General features: G+C 44.7%; 14 protein-coding genes and 3 pseudogenes. 9 read left to right on the top strand and 8 right to left on the bottom strand.

All coding sequences use genetic code 11. The features are described from left to right. The 3 genes and pseudogenes from NC997_RS26780 to NC997_RS26770 form a co-directional block, all read left to right on the top strand. Nucleotides 1-141, top strand: a pseudogene (locus tag NC997_RS26780) (IS630 family transposase); the annotation flags it as partial. Nucleotides 142-206: 65 nt separating this feature from the next. Continuing rightward, nucleotides 207-1,235, top strand: a complete 1,029-nt coding sequence (locus tag NC997_RS26775; protein WP_190526041.1) for an AAA family ATPase — start codon at nucleotides 207-209, stop codon at nucleotides 1,233-1,235. A gap of 6 nt (nucleotides 1,236-1,241) precedes the next feature. Next, the gene (locus NC997_RS26770) at nucleotides 1,242-1,676 is read left to right on the top strand and encodes a hypothetical protein (RefSeq protein ID WP_190526035.1); all 435 of its coding nucleotides are present in this window, start codon (nucleotides 1,242-1,244) and stop codon (nucleotides 1,674-1,676) included. An 8-nt stretch (nucleotides 1,677-1,684) separates the two neighbouring features. Here NC997_RS26770 and NC997_RS26765 read toward each other — a convergent pair. Both NC997_RS26765 and NC997_RS26760 read right to left on the bottom strand, forming a co-directional pair. Next, a pseudogene (locus tag NC997_RS26765) lies at nucleotides 1,685-1,877 on the bottom strand (DUF433 domain-containing protein). 84 nt (nucleotides 1,878-1,961) lie between these two features. Next, nucleotides 1,962-2,219, bottom strand: coding sequence for a Uma2 family endonuclease (locus NC997_RS26760; RefSeq protein WP_190526033.1), 258 nt, complete (start codon nucleotides 2,217-2,219; stop codon nucleotides 1,962-1,964). 284 nt (nucleotides 2,220-2,503) lie between these two features. On the opposite strand from NC997_RS26760, the gene NC997_RS26755 reads away from it, so the two are divergent. The 3 genes from NC997_RS26755 (at nucleotide 2,504) to NC997_RS26745 (ending at nucleotide 5,306) form a co-directional block, all read left to right on the top strand. Then, complete coding sequence (locus tag NC997_RS26755) at nucleotides 2,504-3,361, top strand: nucleotidyltransferase domain-containing protein (RefSeq protein ID WP_190526031.1); 858 nt, start codon at nucleotides 2,504-2,506, stop codon at nucleotides 3,359-3,361. A 328-nt stretch (nucleotides 3,362-3,689) separates the two neighbouring features. Next, complete coding sequence (locus tag NC997_RS26750) at nucleotides 3,690-3,971, top strand: antibiotic biosynthesis monooxygenase (RefSeq protein ID WP_190412920.1); 282 nt, start codon at nucleotides 3,690-3,692, stop codon at nucleotides 3,969-3,971. Between the two features lie 486 nt (nucleotides 3,972-4,457). Next, nucleotides 4,458-5,306 carry an alpha/beta hydrolase gene (locus NC997_RS26745; RefSeq protein WP_190526029.1) on the top strand — a complete coding sequence of 283 codons (849 nt, stop codon included), beginning with the start codon at nucleotides 4,458-4,460 and terminating at the stop codon, nucleotides 5,304-5,306. Nucleotides 5,307-5,551: 245 nt separating this feature from the next. On the opposite strand, the gene NC997_RS26740 is transcribed toward NC997_RS26745, so the two are convergent. Then, nucleotides 5,552-6,412, bottom strand: a complete 861-nt coding sequence (locus NC997_RS26740) for an MBL fold metallo-hydrolase (RefSeq protein WP_190526027.1) — start codon at nucleotides 6,410-6,412, stop codon at nucleotides 5,552-5,554. 143 nt (nucleotides 6,413-6,555) lie between these two features. Further along, nucleotides 6,556-7,359, bottom strand: a complete 804-nt coding sequence (locus tag NC997_RS26735; protein ID WP_190526024.1) for an SDR family NAD(P)-dependent oxidoreductase — start codon at nucleotides 7,357-7,359, stop codon at nucleotides 6,556-6,558. A gap of 82 nt (nucleotides 7,360-7,441) precedes the next feature. Here NC997_RS26735 and NC997_RS26730 point away from each other — a divergent pair, with 82 nt between their 5' ends. The 3 genes from NC997_RS26730 to NC997_RS26720 all read left to right on the top strand — a co-directional run bounded on the left by NC997_RS26730 (nucleotide 7,442) and on the right by NC997_RS26720 (nucleotide 9,343). After that, nucleotides 7,442-7,627: a hypothetical protein gene (locus NC997_RS26730; RefSeq protein ID WP_190526022.1), complete on the top strand. Its 186-nt coding sequence runs from the start codon at nucleotides 7,442-7,444 to the stop codon at nucleotides 7,625-7,627. An 88-nt stretch (nucleotides 7,628-7,715) separates the two neighbouring features. After that, nucleotides 7,716-8,318, top strand: coding sequence for a hypothetical protein (locus NC997_RS26725; protein ID WP_190526039.1), 603 nt, complete (start codon nucleotides 7,716-7,718; stop codon nucleotides 8,316-8,318). 239 nt (nucleotides 8,319-8,557) lie between these two features. Next, nucleotides 8,558-9,343: an intradiol ring-cleavage dioxygenase gene (locus NC997_RS26720; protein WP_190526020.1), complete on the top strand. Its 786-nt coding sequence runs from the start codon at nucleotides 8,558-8,560 to the stop codon at nucleotides 9,341-9,343. Nucleotides 9,344-9,573: 230 nt separating this feature from the next. Here NC997_RS26720 and NC997_RS26715 read toward each other — a convergent pair whose 3' ends face one another. From NC997_RS26715 to NC997_RS26700, 4 genes and pseudogenes are all read right to left on the bottom strand, one after another. Continuing rightward, nucleotides 9,574-11,202, bottom strand: a complete 1,629-nt coding sequence (locus NC997_RS26715; RefSeq protein ID WP_190526018.1) for a DNA sulfur modification protein DndB — start codon at nucleotides 11,200-11,202, stop codon at nucleotides 9,574-9,576. Nucleotides 11,203-12,082: 880 nt separating this feature from the next. Beyond that, nucleotides 12,083-12,718, bottom strand: coding sequence for a Uma2 family endonuclease (locus tag NC997_RS26710; RefSeq protein ID WP_190526037.1), 636 nt, complete (start codon nucleotides 12,716-12,718; stop codon nucleotides 12,083-12,085). 224 nt (nucleotides 12,719-12,942) lie between these two features. After that, complete coding sequence (locus tag NC997_RS26705; protein ID WP_190526016.1) at nucleotides 12,943-14,229, bottom strand: DEAD/DEAH box helicase; 1,287 nt, start codon at nucleotides 14,227-14,229, stop codon at nucleotides 12,943-12,945. 650 nt (nucleotides 14,230-14,879) lie between these two features. Continuing rightward, nucleotides 14,880-15,017, bottom strand: a pseudogene (locus NC997_RS26700) (nicotinate-nucleotide diphosphorylase (carboxylating)); the annotation flags it as partial. Between the last annotated feature and the right edge of the window lie 313 nt (nucleotides 15,018-15,330).

The following is a 15,330-nucleotide window of genomic DNA, read 5'->3' as shown; positions in this document are numbered from 1 at the left end:
AACTTAATTGAAATCTTATGGAAGTTTATGAAATATGAATGGATAGAGATAGAGGCTTATCGGGACTGGAAAAGTTTAGTAAAGTATGTCAAAAATGTGCTAAAAAAAGTCGGAACCGAATATGTAATTAATTTTGCTTAAGCACTTATTCTAAGAAATTCGAAGAATACTTTCCTCCAGATTCATGGGGAAATTACGATTTTTTTATAAAATACGAAATCTCAGATGTATTCATAGAGATTAGCAGGAAGCAGGATTTCAAGGGTAAAATTTTACTCAATTATTCAGAGTTTTTCAAGAAAGAAATAACAGGATTACGAAGTTTATTAAGGAAAGCAAAAGAGAAAAGTTCTGACAAAAACGCAAATTATGAGCGCCTTGATAGGTTGTACTTGACTAGGCAATTTTTAAGAGATAAGTTGATAGACTCTTTGAGTAGCTCCCTTTGTAAAGAGGCAGCTTTTAATCAACTCTTTATTCCTGCGGGTCGTTCCTTCTTTGCCAATCTTCAAAGCAATATATTCTCTTTTCTCTCTAGTAATAATGCATTAGATCCATTTTTAAGAGCGTTTGGTTCCACATATGAAAATATAAAAAGTGCACGTCTCAGATTTAGAAATAGACTTGAAGAAAAAGATGTGAGAGAAATGCATGATGAGATCAATAGGTTAATAGAAAAATCCTTATGTGGTAAACATGTACACGAAAAAGGGAAGGATTTTCTAGAGGTTGCAGATGGAAGACGCATTAATGTTGCAAACTCGTCTTCTGGACAACAAGAGACATTGCCTCTTACAATTATGCTCGCTGCCTTACCTTTTATGGTTGCACCTCGTTCTGGACAAACAGTGTATATAGAGGAACCTGAAGCGCATCTATTTCCAAGTGCACAGCGTAATGTTATCGAGTTGATAGCTACTGTGTTTAATTATCGCAAGGAAAAACTTCAATTCTTCATAACTACCCACAGTCCATACGTCTTGACAGCACTTAACAACTTGCTTCAGGCTGGTATTCTCTATGAAGAGTCTAGTCAAGATATTTCACATCAACTAGAAAAGATAGTACCTAGATATAAAGCATTAACCACTTCTGACTTGTCAGCTTATGTACTGGCAAATGGTAAATGTAGCAGTATTATATGTTCCGATACGGGATTGATTGATGCAAAAGTTATCGATTCTGTCTCTGATGAACTGGCTATCGAGTTTGATAAACTTCTAAGTTTAGCCTAAATACCTATGAGAAGTTTTCCAGAGTGTGAGCGATATAGAACTGATCCAAAAATTGTATTAGAGGAAAACAAAAGTAAAATAACTTTTCTAAATCCAAATCAAGACAAAGTACTGGAAATTAAAGTTGATGGTTGCGCTATCAAGGACAATGAGACTTTACGTTGTGACTATGCACTTGTTCCTCCTAGTGAAGTGGAAATATATATAGAGCTGAAAGGAAGTGATGTTTTACATGCGGTCAAGCAGCTCGAATCAACTATTAACCTACTTTCAAGCAATTCGCAAAAAGCAAATAAACTATGTTTCGTGGTGTCCACCCGTGTTCCCAAACAGACAACAATTATACAGCAACTACAAAGTCAGTTTAAGAAAAAGTTTAATGCCAGTTTCCGAATTAAGAATATTCAAGATGTTTATGATTTAAGTGTTCCTGTTATCTAGTTAAGCAGTCAAAATGCGCTGTCCAGTAAGGCGATAACCTGCTCTCTAGTCACAGTAGGAAATCCATCTAAAAAATTGTCAATCGATTCTCCAGCTTTGAGATAGTCCAAAAGTCTGCACAGGAACTCTAGTACCAGTAAAAACTGGGGTGCCGCCCATAACCTCAGGGGATGCACTAATAATTAAGGAGTCTTTAAGCATAAGTCTTTGATCTCCGGGTTTCGTACTTAATAGTTAATCCATTCTGATAGAACACAACCCTCCAGTAGCTATGCCGATGAGTGCTTATCGCCCTCCCCTCGCCTCATCAAACTCTGGTGCCCAAATTTCAGCCACTGCCAACTGCCATCCCGGTAGCAATTCCGACACCGTCAGCACATCCGCATCCAGCAAAATCTCTTTCTCCACACCCGGACAATAAACCTCCATCGTCCGACTTCGGGGGTCAACTAAAACCCCAATCTGTGTTCCTATAGCTAAAAATTCCTGAATCTTCTGACGCAGCTTAGGCAAGGAGTCAGTTTTGGACTTGACATCAAACATCAAATCAGGGACTAACTAAGCATAGTTTTCTGTTGTTCGGCGCGATCGCTCTCCTTGGACTCAAAGCCTAATCGGTTCGATTCAGCTACATACAGACTATTCAACACAATCCTCTATGGATTTATCTAGAGGAAAAATATAGTTGAAGCGGGTGCTGTTTGATAGCGAATGCGGTACTACTAATAGTTGTGCAGCTTATGTTATGAGTGAGGGTGTTATTTGAAGCTTGTCTGTTAGCATCTCATGTGAAATGGTTTTGAATTGGTGGTAAAAATGGAGTCAATATGAATCAGCAGTTGCCTCAGTTTATCCACCGTGTTGTTGAACGTTTACAGTCAATTCAGGGAATTGCAGCGATCGCTCTAGGGGGTTCAAGGGCACGAGGCAATCATACACAGAAGTCAGATGTGGATCTAGGAATTTATTACAACCCAGAGAAGCCGCTTGATGTGACTGCTCTAAATCACCTCGCCTCTGAACTTGACGACAATCATCGCGCAAATTTAATCACCCCAATTGGTGGATGGGGGAAATGGATTAATGGCGGTGGTTGGCTAAAGATAGAAGGAGTATCTGTAGATTTTCTCTATCGTGATGTGGCTCAGGTTAATCGTGTCATTAATGATTGCCATGCTGGGCAAATTACTATTGATTACCAACCAGGGCATCCACACGGCTTTGTGTCCTCTATTTATATGGGTGAAGTTGCAATTTGTCTGCCACTCCACGATCCGTATAACGTTTTAGATGCTTTAAAGGCAAAGACAACCCCTTATCCTATTCAGCTTAAACAAGCAACTATTAATACCTTTGCCTGGGAAATTAGTTTTTCACTGTTCATTGCACAAAAGGCAATTGCACGCGGAGATGTTGCCTATGCAGCAGGTTGCTGTTTCCGTAGCGTAGCTTGTATGAATCAGGTATTATTTGCACTCAATGAAGAATACCTATTGAATGAGAAAGGTGCGGTGGCAGTTGCCAACAGCTTTACCCTCTGTCCACAGAACTATCAACAACGGGTTGAGTCAGCCTTTGCTTTATTAGCGGCTGATGCAAAATCAATGATGGATGCGATCGCAATCCTTGAAGGAATTGAGCATGATTTGAGTCAATGGTATGGCAATCGTCGGTTAGTTATGTAAAGTCTAAGGGGCTAGTATTGAGCATAGTCTCCTGTTGCTTGCCGCGATCGCTCTAGCTCTTAATTCCTGCTTCTTCAATCAATCTGACTGACGCAGACTTCATGAATGATGAATTTTCAAGTTCTGAGGGTCGCTGGATTGGTCGGCGATCGCTTTTAACTCCATAGCATCGTGACTGCAAAAGAGGCGCACGTTATTACTGCGATCGCCTGATCATGCACGTAGCCGATCTTGATCATGGAGCCTCGGCTCGCGATCCACTACTACCAACACCAATGTCCCAAGCATCGGTTAGGTTAATAAAGAAACACTACTAGCTAGATAAATTATGCAATACGTGTTAATTATCCATGAAGTTGAAGACTACGAGTCGTGGAAGAAGGTTTTTGACAATGCATCCGACATAAGAAGGGAAGCTGGAGAGAGGTCGTATCAGGTCTTAAAGTATGAAAGCGATCCCAACAAAGTGGTGCATTTCTCATTGTGGACATCGATAGACGATGCCAAGCGTTTTTTTGAATCTCCTAAACTCATTAGAATCAGAGCTGAAGCCGGAGTAAAGGCTCCTGATTTCATATACTTGGAGCAACTAGAGTCAGGCACTTTGTAGGATCGGGTAGTAAAAATTCCCTACAAGTCTGTCTGCGTGTCTATGACACAAATCCAACTCGCCTCTCCTAAAATTATACTAAGGAAGGACGAGGATTTATGAGTTGATACAGCACGATCGTTCAATGGTAGTAATTGGACATTGCTGACCTCTATTTTTACGCACTGACTACCGTAGCTTGTCCTTTTGCTACTGTAGCTAAAATAGCTAAGACTTCTGGTGCTAATGGCTTCAAATTTGCTAAACGATTGGATGGTGCTGTGAAGACGCGATCGCAACTGTACGAGGATGTAAGTCTTGCGTCTATGTCAATCTATTCCTGAACCCAGTACGCTGCAAAAGCGTACTTTATCCTAGTATTAACATTTAATTAAGCGATTACTTAAAATGTCGAAACTACTTGAACGAATCATAGTAAATCCTAGACTGTATGGCGGTGGTCTCTGTATTTATGATTAAGCAGATGAAATCTGGAGAAGGAACAATATGTCTTTAACAGGCTATGTGTATTCAAGCGGTTTTAAGCTTCAGTATATTGTTGAGGGTGACGGCACTCCTACCATCGTGATTGGAAGTTCACTGTATTACTCTAGAACGTTTTCTAACAATCTTCGTAGCAGTCTAAAATTGGTCTTTGTCGATCATCGAGGTTTCTCACCTCCTTATAATTGTAAAGACACCTCTTTGTTCCAGTTAAACTCACTGGTTGATGATATTGAACTGGTTAGGAAAGAGCTAGGATTTGGCAAGATTATTGTTATTGGTCATTCAGGTCATGGATTTATGGCGCTGGAGTATGCCAAGAAATATCCTGCCAATGTGTCTCATGTGGTAATGATGTGTGTAGGACCAAATTACTCGCGTGAAGGGCATCTTGCGGCGGAACGATATCTGAATGATTCTGTTTGTCCTGAGCGTAAAGCAGCTCTTGCTAAAAACCTGACCAGGTTGCCTCAAGAAATATCTGCTGCGCCTGAGAAAGCTTTTATTACCTATTGCCTTCTCATGGGACCCAAAAGTTGGTTTGACTACAACTATGACGCGACAAAACTTTGGGAAGGTATAGAAGTCAATATGGCTATGTTTGATTATGTCTGGGGCGAGGTTTTTCGGGATATAGATATTACTGAGAACTTAGATAAGTTGCAAGCACCTGTATTGCTTGCACTTGGTCGCTACGATTACCTCGTTCCACCACCCTATATGTGGGAAGGAGTAAGAGACAAGTTTAGTAATCTTACTATCCGCATATTTGAGAAGAGCAGCCATGCGCCTCACTTTGAAGAGCCAGAGCTATTCGACAAAGAGTTACTCGATTGGCTTTTCAATCGCTAACCCTTTTTTGATAGGAGGCCTAACATTTTCTTATTTTCATATAAACCAATCGCAAGTCAACTAAAACCCTAACCTGCGTTCATAGAGCTAGAGATTCCTGAGACTTCTGACGCAACTTAAATAAGAAGTCAGTTTTGGACTTGACCTTAAACATCAGATCGGGGACTAACTGAGCATAGCCTCCTGCTGTTCAGCGCGATCGCTCTTAATTCCTGCTTCTTCAATCAATCTGATTGACGTAGACTTCATGAATGATGAATTTTCAAGTTCTGGGAGTCGCTGGACTGGTCGGCGAACGCTTTGAACTCCATAGCATCGTGACTACAGAAGAGGCGCACGTCATTATTGCGATCGCGCGATAATGCACGTAGCCGATCTTGATTGTGGAGCCTCGCCTCACGATCTACCTCCATCATCCATTGGTAGAACCGCATTCCCGGCGTGCAGCGTGGCTCGGAGGAGTCCATTTCGTGTCGGTAAAAGTAGGCATCGCCTGCATTCAGCAGCCAACCCTCTGCTGTCTGGATGGCAATGCCAGCATGACCCCGTGTGTGACCCGCAAGCGGAACTAGGAGAATCTCTGGCGGTAGTCCCTCAAGATCGCGGACTGCCTGGAAGCCAAACCAGGGTTCGCCCCCTGGCGAATAGAACTTCCAGCGTTTTACCTCGTCCCACTGCTCTGGACGATAGCGCCCTTTGGTAATGAAGCCGTGTCGATCCTGCGCTGCGTCAATTTCAGTCTGCATTACGTGTACGGTTGCTTCAGGGAAATCTTCCAGCCCACCAGCATGATCGAAATCGAGGTGGGTAAGCACGATATGGCGCACGTCCCGTGCGGAAAATCCTAGTTGCTCGACCTGAGCGATCGCCGTGTACTTGCGATCGAACTGGATACCATTGAAATGAATAAAAAACGGGCTGAGTCGCGCGTAAGGCGAGTTAACATCGCGCAGACCAAAGCCAGTATCGATTAGAACAAGCCCCTGGTTTGTCTCGACAAGCAGACAGTGACAGACGAGGCGAGCCGTCAGACCGCGACTGAAGCCATCGAAGAGCGCCCCACCGACCGGACACATACAGCCACAATTGAGATGATGAATGTGCATAAGTGTTCTGCTTTAAACTACTTTTTGCCTACGGGTATCGATGTCTGCACCTCACTCGACGCTTGCATTTGCTCCGGTCGGTATGAGAATGCCTGCCAAAACACCTTTATATACAACAGATGATCGGGAAGGCACTGCGTGCATTACTTGTTAGCCGACTCAGACTCAGTCATCTGACGATGCAGTTCAGCCTTGAGGGTATCAGGCAAAACCTTGCTTACATTGCCCTGAATCTTCGTCAGGAGCGAACCGGCGATGATGTGATCCTTGCCTGCCATTAAGGCATCGAAACCCTGTTTGGCGACTTCAGCCGGGTCATCGTTCTGTTTTGTACCCACCGTGGTGTCGTCCATTCCCGCACTATGGAAGAAGTTGGTATCGGTTGGTCCAGGCATGAGTGAGGTAACAGTGACGCCTGTATCCTTCAACTCGTTGCGTAGCGCTTCCGAGAAGGAGTGTACAAATGCTTTGGAAGCCGCGTAGACTGCTTCAAATGGTCCTGGCATGATGGCAGCAATTGACGAAGTGAAGAGGATTCGACCCTTACCACGCTCGACCATATCTTTCACTACCCGTTTGGCTAGATGCACAGATGAAACGACGTTCAGGTTGATGAGATTCAGCTCGTCCTTCAGATCAGTCTCGCGGGCGAAATCACCGCCGACACCGACCCCTGCATTTATCGCGATCGCATCTACCGATCTGCCAGTCGCCTTAATCTGGTTGTAGAGAGTCTCAACACCGTCATAAGTAGCAAGATCGGCCTGTACCGTCTCGACCTTGGCACCCAATCCCTCAAAGGTTTGAGCGGCTTCATCGATACTCGATCCGGTGGCTGTCACAAGGAGATCAAAGCCGTTTTGGGCGAACTGTTTGGCAAGCTCGTAACCAATGCCCTTGGAGGCACCCGTCACGACAGCCAGAGGCCGGTTCGACGAACTGTTCATAACCATTTAAACTCCTATAGGACTGCACCACGCTTGGAAAGCCGTGGCTTGCTTCTTTTTCGCTAGCAGACAGTCTGCGCGAATGCGATCGCAACTCTTACTCATCCTAGGAAGACATCTGTGCGATCGCGTCTTTCCAAGGAAGTATGGCTGTTGTGTGTTTGAGGTTACTTTTGTGGAGTTTACGCGATCGCCTGCGGTTCAGATCCCTGACTTTTTAGAAAAGTCGGGGATCTCGCCTTCACTAGCTCAGATTACAAAACTGTAATTTAGAGGAAGGGCAAGCTGTAATTTTGGTTGAGCTTAATTGAATTTATAGACACGTTTCGAGATTCAACCGAAGGAGAAAGCTTGTGATAAATACCCGCCGACTGTTAGCAGCGATCGCAATTCCTGTTCTAGTTGGGACGTTTGGATGTGTGACTCTGAATCAGGCGATCGCTCAATCGCCTAACCGACAAGCCCAAAACTCATCCCAGCCCAATCAACAACAGCAGGGACAGGGACGCAGACGAGGACCAGATTTTGCCGCAGCGGCTCAGAAATTGGGCATTTCAGAAGCTAAGTTGAAAGAAGCACTGGGAGTGCCAGCGAATCCTACACCAGGACAACGCCCACCTCGTCCCGACTTTAAGGCAGCGGCGGCAAAACTCGGCATTACCGAACAACAATTGGTAAATGCGTTGGGAGTTCCGCCCCGTCCGCCCCGTCCCGATTTTGCAGCCGCAGCGCAGAAGCTGGGCGTAACAGAAGCCAATTTAAAGGCAGCACTGGGAGTACCTGCCAACCCACCGACAACGCCGCCCGAACCGGGACAACGCCCACCCCGACCTGACTTCAAGGCAGCGGCAGCAAAACTCGGCGTGACGGAAGAGCAACTGGTGAATGCGCTGGGAATTCCGCCCCGTCCTCCTCAAGATGGCAACCAACCAGACGTACCTCCTCCTCCTCAGCAATAAGCTCAAGCCAACTTAGCAACCTGTTCATGGATGCGACCAAGCCAGTCACAATAAGCCCTGGCGATTAGAAATCGCGGCTAAACAAACCAAGTCCGCCTGCGCGGACTGTAGAGACGTGAAATTTCGCGTCTCTACACTTACTTAAAGGGTTTTGAAACCCGCGCAGGCGGGTTTTGTGTGTGTAGAAGCGGTTTCAACCGCCCAGGTAAATTGCGATAATTCTATTGGGAGCAGATGAAATGAAAAAAGACCGTGCAAAAAGAATTCCCGTAGCCTCCATGCTGAAGCGGCGAGAAGTGCTTGGCTTCATCGGGGGAACAGCCGCCGTATCGCTTATTGGTGGATGCTGGCGCGGACAGTCAATCTCAGCAAAGCCAATAGGTACATTAACTCAGACACCGACTCGGAAAGCGATCGCGCAGACTCCGACTTGCGTGGTAAAACCCCAACAAACGGAAGGGCCATATTTCGTGGATGAGAAGCTTAACCGTTCTGATATCCGCTCAGATCCCTCGAACGGTGCGGTAAAGCCGGGAGTACCGTTGCGTTTGGTGTTTCGTATCTCTGGGATTAATGGTAGATCCTGTACGCCTTTGAGGGGCGCAACTGTAGACGTTTGGCATTGCGACGCGCTGGGCGTGTATTCCGATGTTCGAGACTTTAACGGGGATACGCAAGGGCAAAAGTTCCTGCGCGGCTATCAGGTGACGAATGCCAATGGGGCTGCGGAGTTTGTGACGATTTACCCTGGCTGGTATCCAGGCAGAACGGTTCACATTCACTTCAAGATTCGCACCGATTCTGCGTCTGGGCGCGGTTCTGAGTTTACGTCGCAGCTTTACTTCGACGATGCTCTCACGGATCGAGTCCACGCACAGTCTCCCTACGCGGCTAAGGGACAGCGCACCCAGAGGAACGATGGAGACGGCATTTTTCAAGATGGTGGTGAAGAACTGATGCTTCAGCTAACCAAAGATGCACAAGGCTACGCGGGTACGTTCGATATTGGGCTTCAGATGACTTGAACGAGCGGATTTTACTTGTGAGCGATCGCATTCTCCATAATTGCAGAGTTGATAGAATGCGATCGCTCAAAACGCACAACTCACTCACGACGAAACACAAACAGATTGCCTGTTGCACCTCGTCCTACCCTGAGAAGATGACAAGCACCTACTCCTCTCAAAACACCAGCTTGTTAGGCTTTTTGTTGACAAGCTTTCTGAGCAATAATGTTTTTATGTAGTTGCACAGCTTAATCTTTTACTTCTTCAGTTTCTTTAAAAATATCCTCGTTATCTTCAATTTCACCAGATTCCTCTTCGTCCTCTTCAGAAGAATCAAGCAAATCGCGAACTTCAGCAAAGGAGTCATCTGATTCAGAAGATTCTTTTATCTGCTCATCAATTAATTCAACTTCAGGTAATATCACATGAAATTGTTTTCTCCAATTTGAAATCAAAGTTTTATTCCAGTCAACTTCATTGCTAACCTCTTCTTTAGTACGTTTTATCAACTCCCCCACGCCCTCAGAGGACTCAAACAATATCATTCTGATAAGCTCTATACATCTCTCATATCCAGAGCCTTTAGTTATCATGTTTAGTTTTGCATTTGGCTGCACTAAAACATAAGCCCAATGAGGTTTATCGCGTCTGAAAAAGTCAGCTTCATCCATTTTAGTAATACTAAGCGAGATAGCATCAAGAATCGCTGGAATGCGGTATTCTGCTCTTATCCTAAGCAAGAACCTTGACACAGATGGAAAAAGAATTTTTTGTCCAAAAATAGTATACAAAATACTGGTATCTCGTAATTTCTTTACACTTGCTTTTTGATTTTGATTTAATTCAGGTTGATCTGGTTGAGTAGGAATATTTATACCTACATGGTTAATTTGTGATACCCAATCCTTAAATGGCTGAAGTTCAGTGAAAAACCACTTAAGCAATGCTTTTGTGCCTATTTCAGGAAGTCTAGGATGAGACTCATAATAAGTCTCCAGAGCCGTATTACGCTCAGTTGGTGAATTGAATGATTTCTTTAAAGCTTCCTTCTGATAATCTTTTAATAGTTCAATCGTACATTGGCTAACCAAATCTAGAGTCGTTAGGTAAGGTTCTGATTGGGTCAAGCTTGTTGATGTGGAAGACCATCTAATGAATCTCTCTTCAAGCACTCTTTCCTCTAAAAGCTTTCTAGGAATCAATGCTGATATTTTACTGTCATCAAGCAATAGTTGAGTTTGTTTATAGATTGATTTCGCAGTCTTGTTTATAACTGTAAAGATATTGCGAGTTGATTTGATTATCTCATCTCTTACAGTTTCGCTTGAGTCTGCATGACCAACTCTGCCAAGATCGCCAAACACTAAATAAACGACTGGGATGTCAAAGCTTTCTGAGCAACTAAAATTTTCTTTTATTTGTTGAGGAGTTAAAGGCTCCTTTCCAGTATGGGCTTTCCAATATCTCTTTAATGAAAGGAGCCTATGTTGACCGTCAATTACAATTCTAGCTACGTTTTTATATAGCTTTAAATTGACCCATTTTTCGACAATTTTTCCCTGACTACTAACTGTAGAGAAGTCCCAAAACTCTCTTTGGTCATTCGAGTTGGGCAAAAGCACGACTACAATTGAATTAAAAAAGCGAATTCCACCCTGCGCTAGGTAAGAAAATATTTCTGTATTCGCTCGGTTTGTATCTAGTTTCCTCTGAACTCGTTCAGAGAAGCTCCAACTATTTTGAATTTCATCAGCAAATTGAATGTTTTCAACGGCATCACTTTGATCAAGAGTTGTTATGAAGTACCTTACCTCACCAAACTTACCACTGATTGCCTTATATTCAATCGTCTCTGGAGACTGATCATCTAATTCCATTTTCTAACTCCTCTGTGTATTAAACTTGGGTTGGCATAGTTGAATTAACAAGCTTTCTAGCTCTCTAGAAATATTTTTTGGGCAAGGAAAACAAACGAATAAAAATTCATCATTGGGTCTTGAGTTTCCATACTTTGAAAAAAAACCATCGTCTCGCTCTAAATGCTGAAAAAATCTATCTCTTAAGTTGTTTGCAGTGCCAATGTAATCTGGGCGTTGGAGAATGCTACATGAGATTAGAAAGCTTTTTAAGATTCTTCGTTCTTTAGGCTGAGAGACAGCTTTGATAAATCGATCCATTTTTGGAGACAAACCAACTGACTCTCCACAAGTATCGACAATGAACTTACTTTTATTATCTTCCTCAAAAAACTTTGTTTTAAATACAGTATTTTTTATGCGACTATCTATATGCTCAGATAAGTTATTCTCTGAAAAATCGAACGCATGATAGAAGGCCTAAATACCTGACGTTTCAGGAAGAGAATCTGCTGCGGATATAGTTGCTGTTACTACGGTAAAGTCTTTGAAAAAGATGTCGTGAACTGTTTCTTCCATAAATAAAAATCAACAAAAAATTATCTCAAAAAGTCTACGTTATTTTTAGGCAAAGTTTCGCTAAACACGGGTTCCTTAGTTGTAGCAGAAACTTATATTTTTATCCAAGCCTACAGAGTTCTATCACGATATCCATTGGAAAGTTTTCATTGGAGTAGAGGGGTAACTATCGTCGTCCTCATCAAGGGCAGTGATCGCGCGATTGCCTTCTTCTCGGTGCGCTCGTAGTATTATACCCAGGCAGCGGATAGGTCACACTTGCTGAGGGTGGGATATTTTCACAGATGCGTGTTCATATCCAGTTTTATTCCAATCTTTCCAGTTATTGACTCAGTTGTATTTTAAGTTCGCGCAGCATCCGACTGGTTCCATCCTCAATGGCTTTTTGCACCAGTTGGGGAATCATTTCGGTAATGGCCAAATCGGGAAAGATAGCACTGATGGATGATTCGACGTAGCCACCATTTTGTAGAATGTAAATCTTGAGTTGGCGATTCTGATATATCCACACTTCCGGAACGCGCAGCGCTTCGTAGGCGTTCAAGGTAGTCTTTGAAGTAACATCAGACTCAATGGCGAGATCGGGGGGTGGATAAACCGCTAAATCCATATTGGTGCAACCCCGGACACGACTGGCATTCTGGATGTAAAAGCAAGTATCGGGTTCGACTCCGGCAATTTCTGGTTGCTTCAGAGTAGTTGAGCCAAAATCTTCCCAGTCCCGCCCTTGAGCATCTAAGATAGCTTTGACAATATCACCAATGATGCGATGGGGGCGTTCGTGCAATGCCAAAGGGGACATGATTTCCAGCGTTCCTTGGTAGTATGCAATGCGGGTGCTGCGCTTTTCTCCCAGTTCCGTAAGAATCTGTTCAAAGTCCTGCCAAGACAAGTTATGAATGCTAATCATGCTACCGGGAGTGAGTTCAATGGCACGAATGGGAATGGTAACGGTCATTGGTGTTTTTCCATCGATTGCTGGGGTAGCTTCTTCAACCGTAACTCCCCATTCACCCATAATTATCATTGATGACTAACTGACAGCGATTGCCAAATAGCGATCGCAAACCTGTATGTCGCACCGCACCCCTTGCCAACCACATTGTCAGCCCTTAACAAAAATACCCAACTTTTTAAAAAAGCCGGGTATCTCGCCTTAACTAGGCGGCAATCGCCAGAAATTTAAGCAGTGTGCAGACTTTTTCGAGTGCGTCCTGGTGCGCTGGGCTTTTTGCTGCGGGTAGGTGCGGATGGTGCCTGGGACTTTGCTCGGTTACTGCGCCCTTGATTTGCGCGCTGACCTTTCGCTTGGTCTACCACTTTCCGGACTGGGGCAGTTGGCTCGTAGCCTGGAATCACGTCTTTCACAAGGGTTTGATTGAGCAATCGTTCGATGTCTTTGAGGAATGAGTATTCATCTTCGCTGACGAGGGAAACCGCTCTTCCTTCATTACCAGCGCGACCTGTGCGACCAATGCGATGCACGTAATCTTCTGGTACGTTAGGGAGTTCAAAGTTGACTACGTGGGGCAGCTGATCGATATCTAGACCCCGTGATGCTACATCGGTGGCAACTAATACTCGCACTTTTCCTTGCTTAAAGTCTTGCAAAGCACGGGTACGGGCTGCCTGACTTTTGTTGCCATGAATTGCAGTGCTTTTCAACCCATCTTGAGCAAGTTGCTCAGCTAGACGGTTGGCTCCATGTTTCGTCCGCGTGAAGACTAGCACCTGTTGCCAATTGTGGAACCCAATCATATGAGAAAGCAGTTCTCGCTTGCGATTTCGATCGACCGGATGCACCACCTGCTCTACCTGCTGTGCGGCGGTATTGCGGGGAGCTACTTCGATCTGGGTCGGAGACTTTAGTAGGGTGCTGGCAAGCTGCTGAATCGGTTTAGAGAAGGTGGCAGAAAACATCAGCGTTTGCCGCGATGCAGGTAGCACTGCCAAAATTTTGCGGATGTCGCGGATAAAGCCCATATCTAACATGCGATCGCATTCATCCAGCACCAGTATCTCTATCTTCGAGAGATCGACCGTCTTTTGCCCAACGTGGTCGAGCAAGCGACCGGGCGTAGCGACTACAATATCAACTCCCCGATGCAGCGTTTGAACTTGCGGCTTAATTCCCACGCCGCCATAGATGGCTGCTGCTCGCAGCGACAGGTATTTTCCATAAGTTTTGACGCTATCTTTGACCTGATCTGCCAGTTCGCGCGTAGGGGTGAGGATGAGGGCACGAGGTCTGCGATGCACCTGGTTGGCGTTGGTAGTACCCAGGAGTTGCAGTAAAGGCAGGGTAAAGCCAGCAGTCTTGCCCGTTCCAGTTTGGGCGCTAGCGAAAATGTCTTGCCCTTTCAGGATGGCGGGAATTGCTTGCTGCTGAATGGGGGTTGGCTCAGTATAGCCAGAGTCAGCCACAGCACGAAGCAGGTCCGTTGAAAGACCGAGGTTACGAAATGTCATGGATGCGATCGCTCCTAGTAATGCCCCTATCCCAAATCAAGTGCCTGGGGCCAGTCTAAGAGCAGGAAATTTGTGGTTCAGTTGGATGGCTTAAATGAGCTTTTTTCCAATGCGCCAGCAACAGACCGGAATGTACTGGCAGAAACTCATCCTAACAGACATTCGGACAAAAGATCTGAAGAAGGATGGGGTAAGCTAAGCTCTTCACAATGCTCTCCCGCTTCTTGGGAGTTTGTTCAATTTTGACAATTTTACTCAAGTCGCCGTACAGTGCGGTCAACAGGGTTAAAGCAGAAACTCTTATTCATCCGTGGCTTTCCCCCGCATTGTCTTCATCTGCTACTTCTTAATCTGCTACTTTTGCTATCAAAACGCTTACTTTGAGAGCTACGTGTGGGTTTGTTGAGTTTGCATCATTTGGGTACCACGATTCCACTTCTAATGAGTCAGGGCTTGCAATCGGCTCAACACTTCCTCCGTTCAGTTCTTAGCGGCGGTGTTCTTGAGCCTTAATTCAGAACTAGCCCCTCCTTAGTAATGCGCTGGTCGCTCATCAAAAGAAGCCGCTTTTTCTAACGATTGAGTAGCCAGGAAGATCCAATATCAAAGTGGAGGTCAGTCAAGGTCGCCACTTTATTCACCATCTACCTACGGATACGAGCGATCGCCTCGCCAATTCCTCCAGCTACAGCAATGTGATTATCCTTAATCATTACAGCATCATCTAGTTCCATCCGGTGGTTCATCGCTCCTCCCATCTGCATCGCGTACTTTGACTCGAGCGATCGCCGCGACCGACATCTTCCAACAACCAGGAGTGCAGGAGTGGGTCTAATACGATCGAGGGAGGTAGAACAGCCCTGGGACTCACCACTTCAGTTTTCCCCTAATTTTTCTAAAAGCTTGCCCAACCAACTTAGCCCAAAAGCTGCGCCCTTGGAGCTTTTGAGAGTTTTCCAAAAAAGTTTTTCAAAACAGTTGACAGAAACGGTTCGTGGTTGCTACATTAATAAAGCGGTCGGGAGAGCAAGCGAAAGTGAAGCGACACCGAAGCGCACCGAACCTAGAAAAAATAATAGTTTGAAAGCCAAGTAAACACAA

It is taken from the genome of Trichocoleus sp. DQ-A2, from assembly GCF_039961915.1.
Taxonomy (GTDB): Bacteria; Cyanobacteriota; Cyanobacteriia; order Cyanobacteriales; family FACHB-T130; genus FACHB-T130.
This window is presented reverse-complemented; position numbering and strand designations above follow the sequence as displayed.

Coding starts and splice junctions, on each gene's coding strand:
- NC997_RS26770 (WP_190526035.1), top strand. CDS start 1,242: ATGAGAAGTTTTCCAGAGTGTGAGCGATATAGAACTGATCCAAAAATT.
- NC997_RS26760 (WP_190526033.1), bottom strand. CDS start 2,219: ATGTTTGATGTCAAGTCCAAAACTGACTCCTTGCCTAAGCTGCGTCAG.
- NC997_RS26755 (WP_190526031.1), top strand. CDS start 2,504: ATGAATCAGCAGTTGCCTCAGTTTATCCACCGTGTTGTTGAACGTTTA.
- NC997_RS26750 (WP_190412920.1), top strand. CDS start 3,690: ATGCAATACGTGTTAATTATCCATGAAGTTGAAGACTACGAGTCGTGG.
- NC997_RS26745 (WP_190526029.1), top strand. CDS start 4,458: ATGTCTTTAACAGGCTATGTGTATTCAAGCGGTTTTAAGCTTCAGTAT.
- NC997_RS26740 (WP_190526027.1), bottom strand. CDS start 6,412: ATGCACATTCATCATCTCAATTGTGGCTGTATGTGTCCGGTCGGTGGG.
- NC997_RS26735 (WP_190526024.1), bottom strand. CDS start 7,359: ATGAACAGTTCGTCGAACCGGCCTCTGGCTGTCGTGACGGGTGCCTCC.
- NC997_RS26730 (WP_190526022.1), top strand. CDS start 7,442: ATGCGATCGCAACTCTTACTCATCCTAGGAAGACATCTGTGCGATCGC.
- NC997_RS26720 (WP_190526020.1), top strand. CDS start 8,558: ATGAAAAAAGACCGTGCAAAAAGAATTCCCGTAGCCTCCATGCTGAAG.
- NC997_RS26715 (WP_190526018.1), bottom strand. CDS start 11,202: ATGGAATTAGATGATCAGTCTCCAGAGACGATTGAATATAAGGCAATC.
- NC997_RS26710 (WP_190526037.1), bottom strand. CDS start 12,718: ATGACCGTTACCATTCCCATTCGTGCCATTGAACTCACTCCCGGTAGC.
- NC997_RS26705 (WP_190526016.1), bottom strand. CDS start 14,229: ATGACATTTCGTAACCTCGGTCTTTCAACGGACCTGCTTCGTGCTGTG.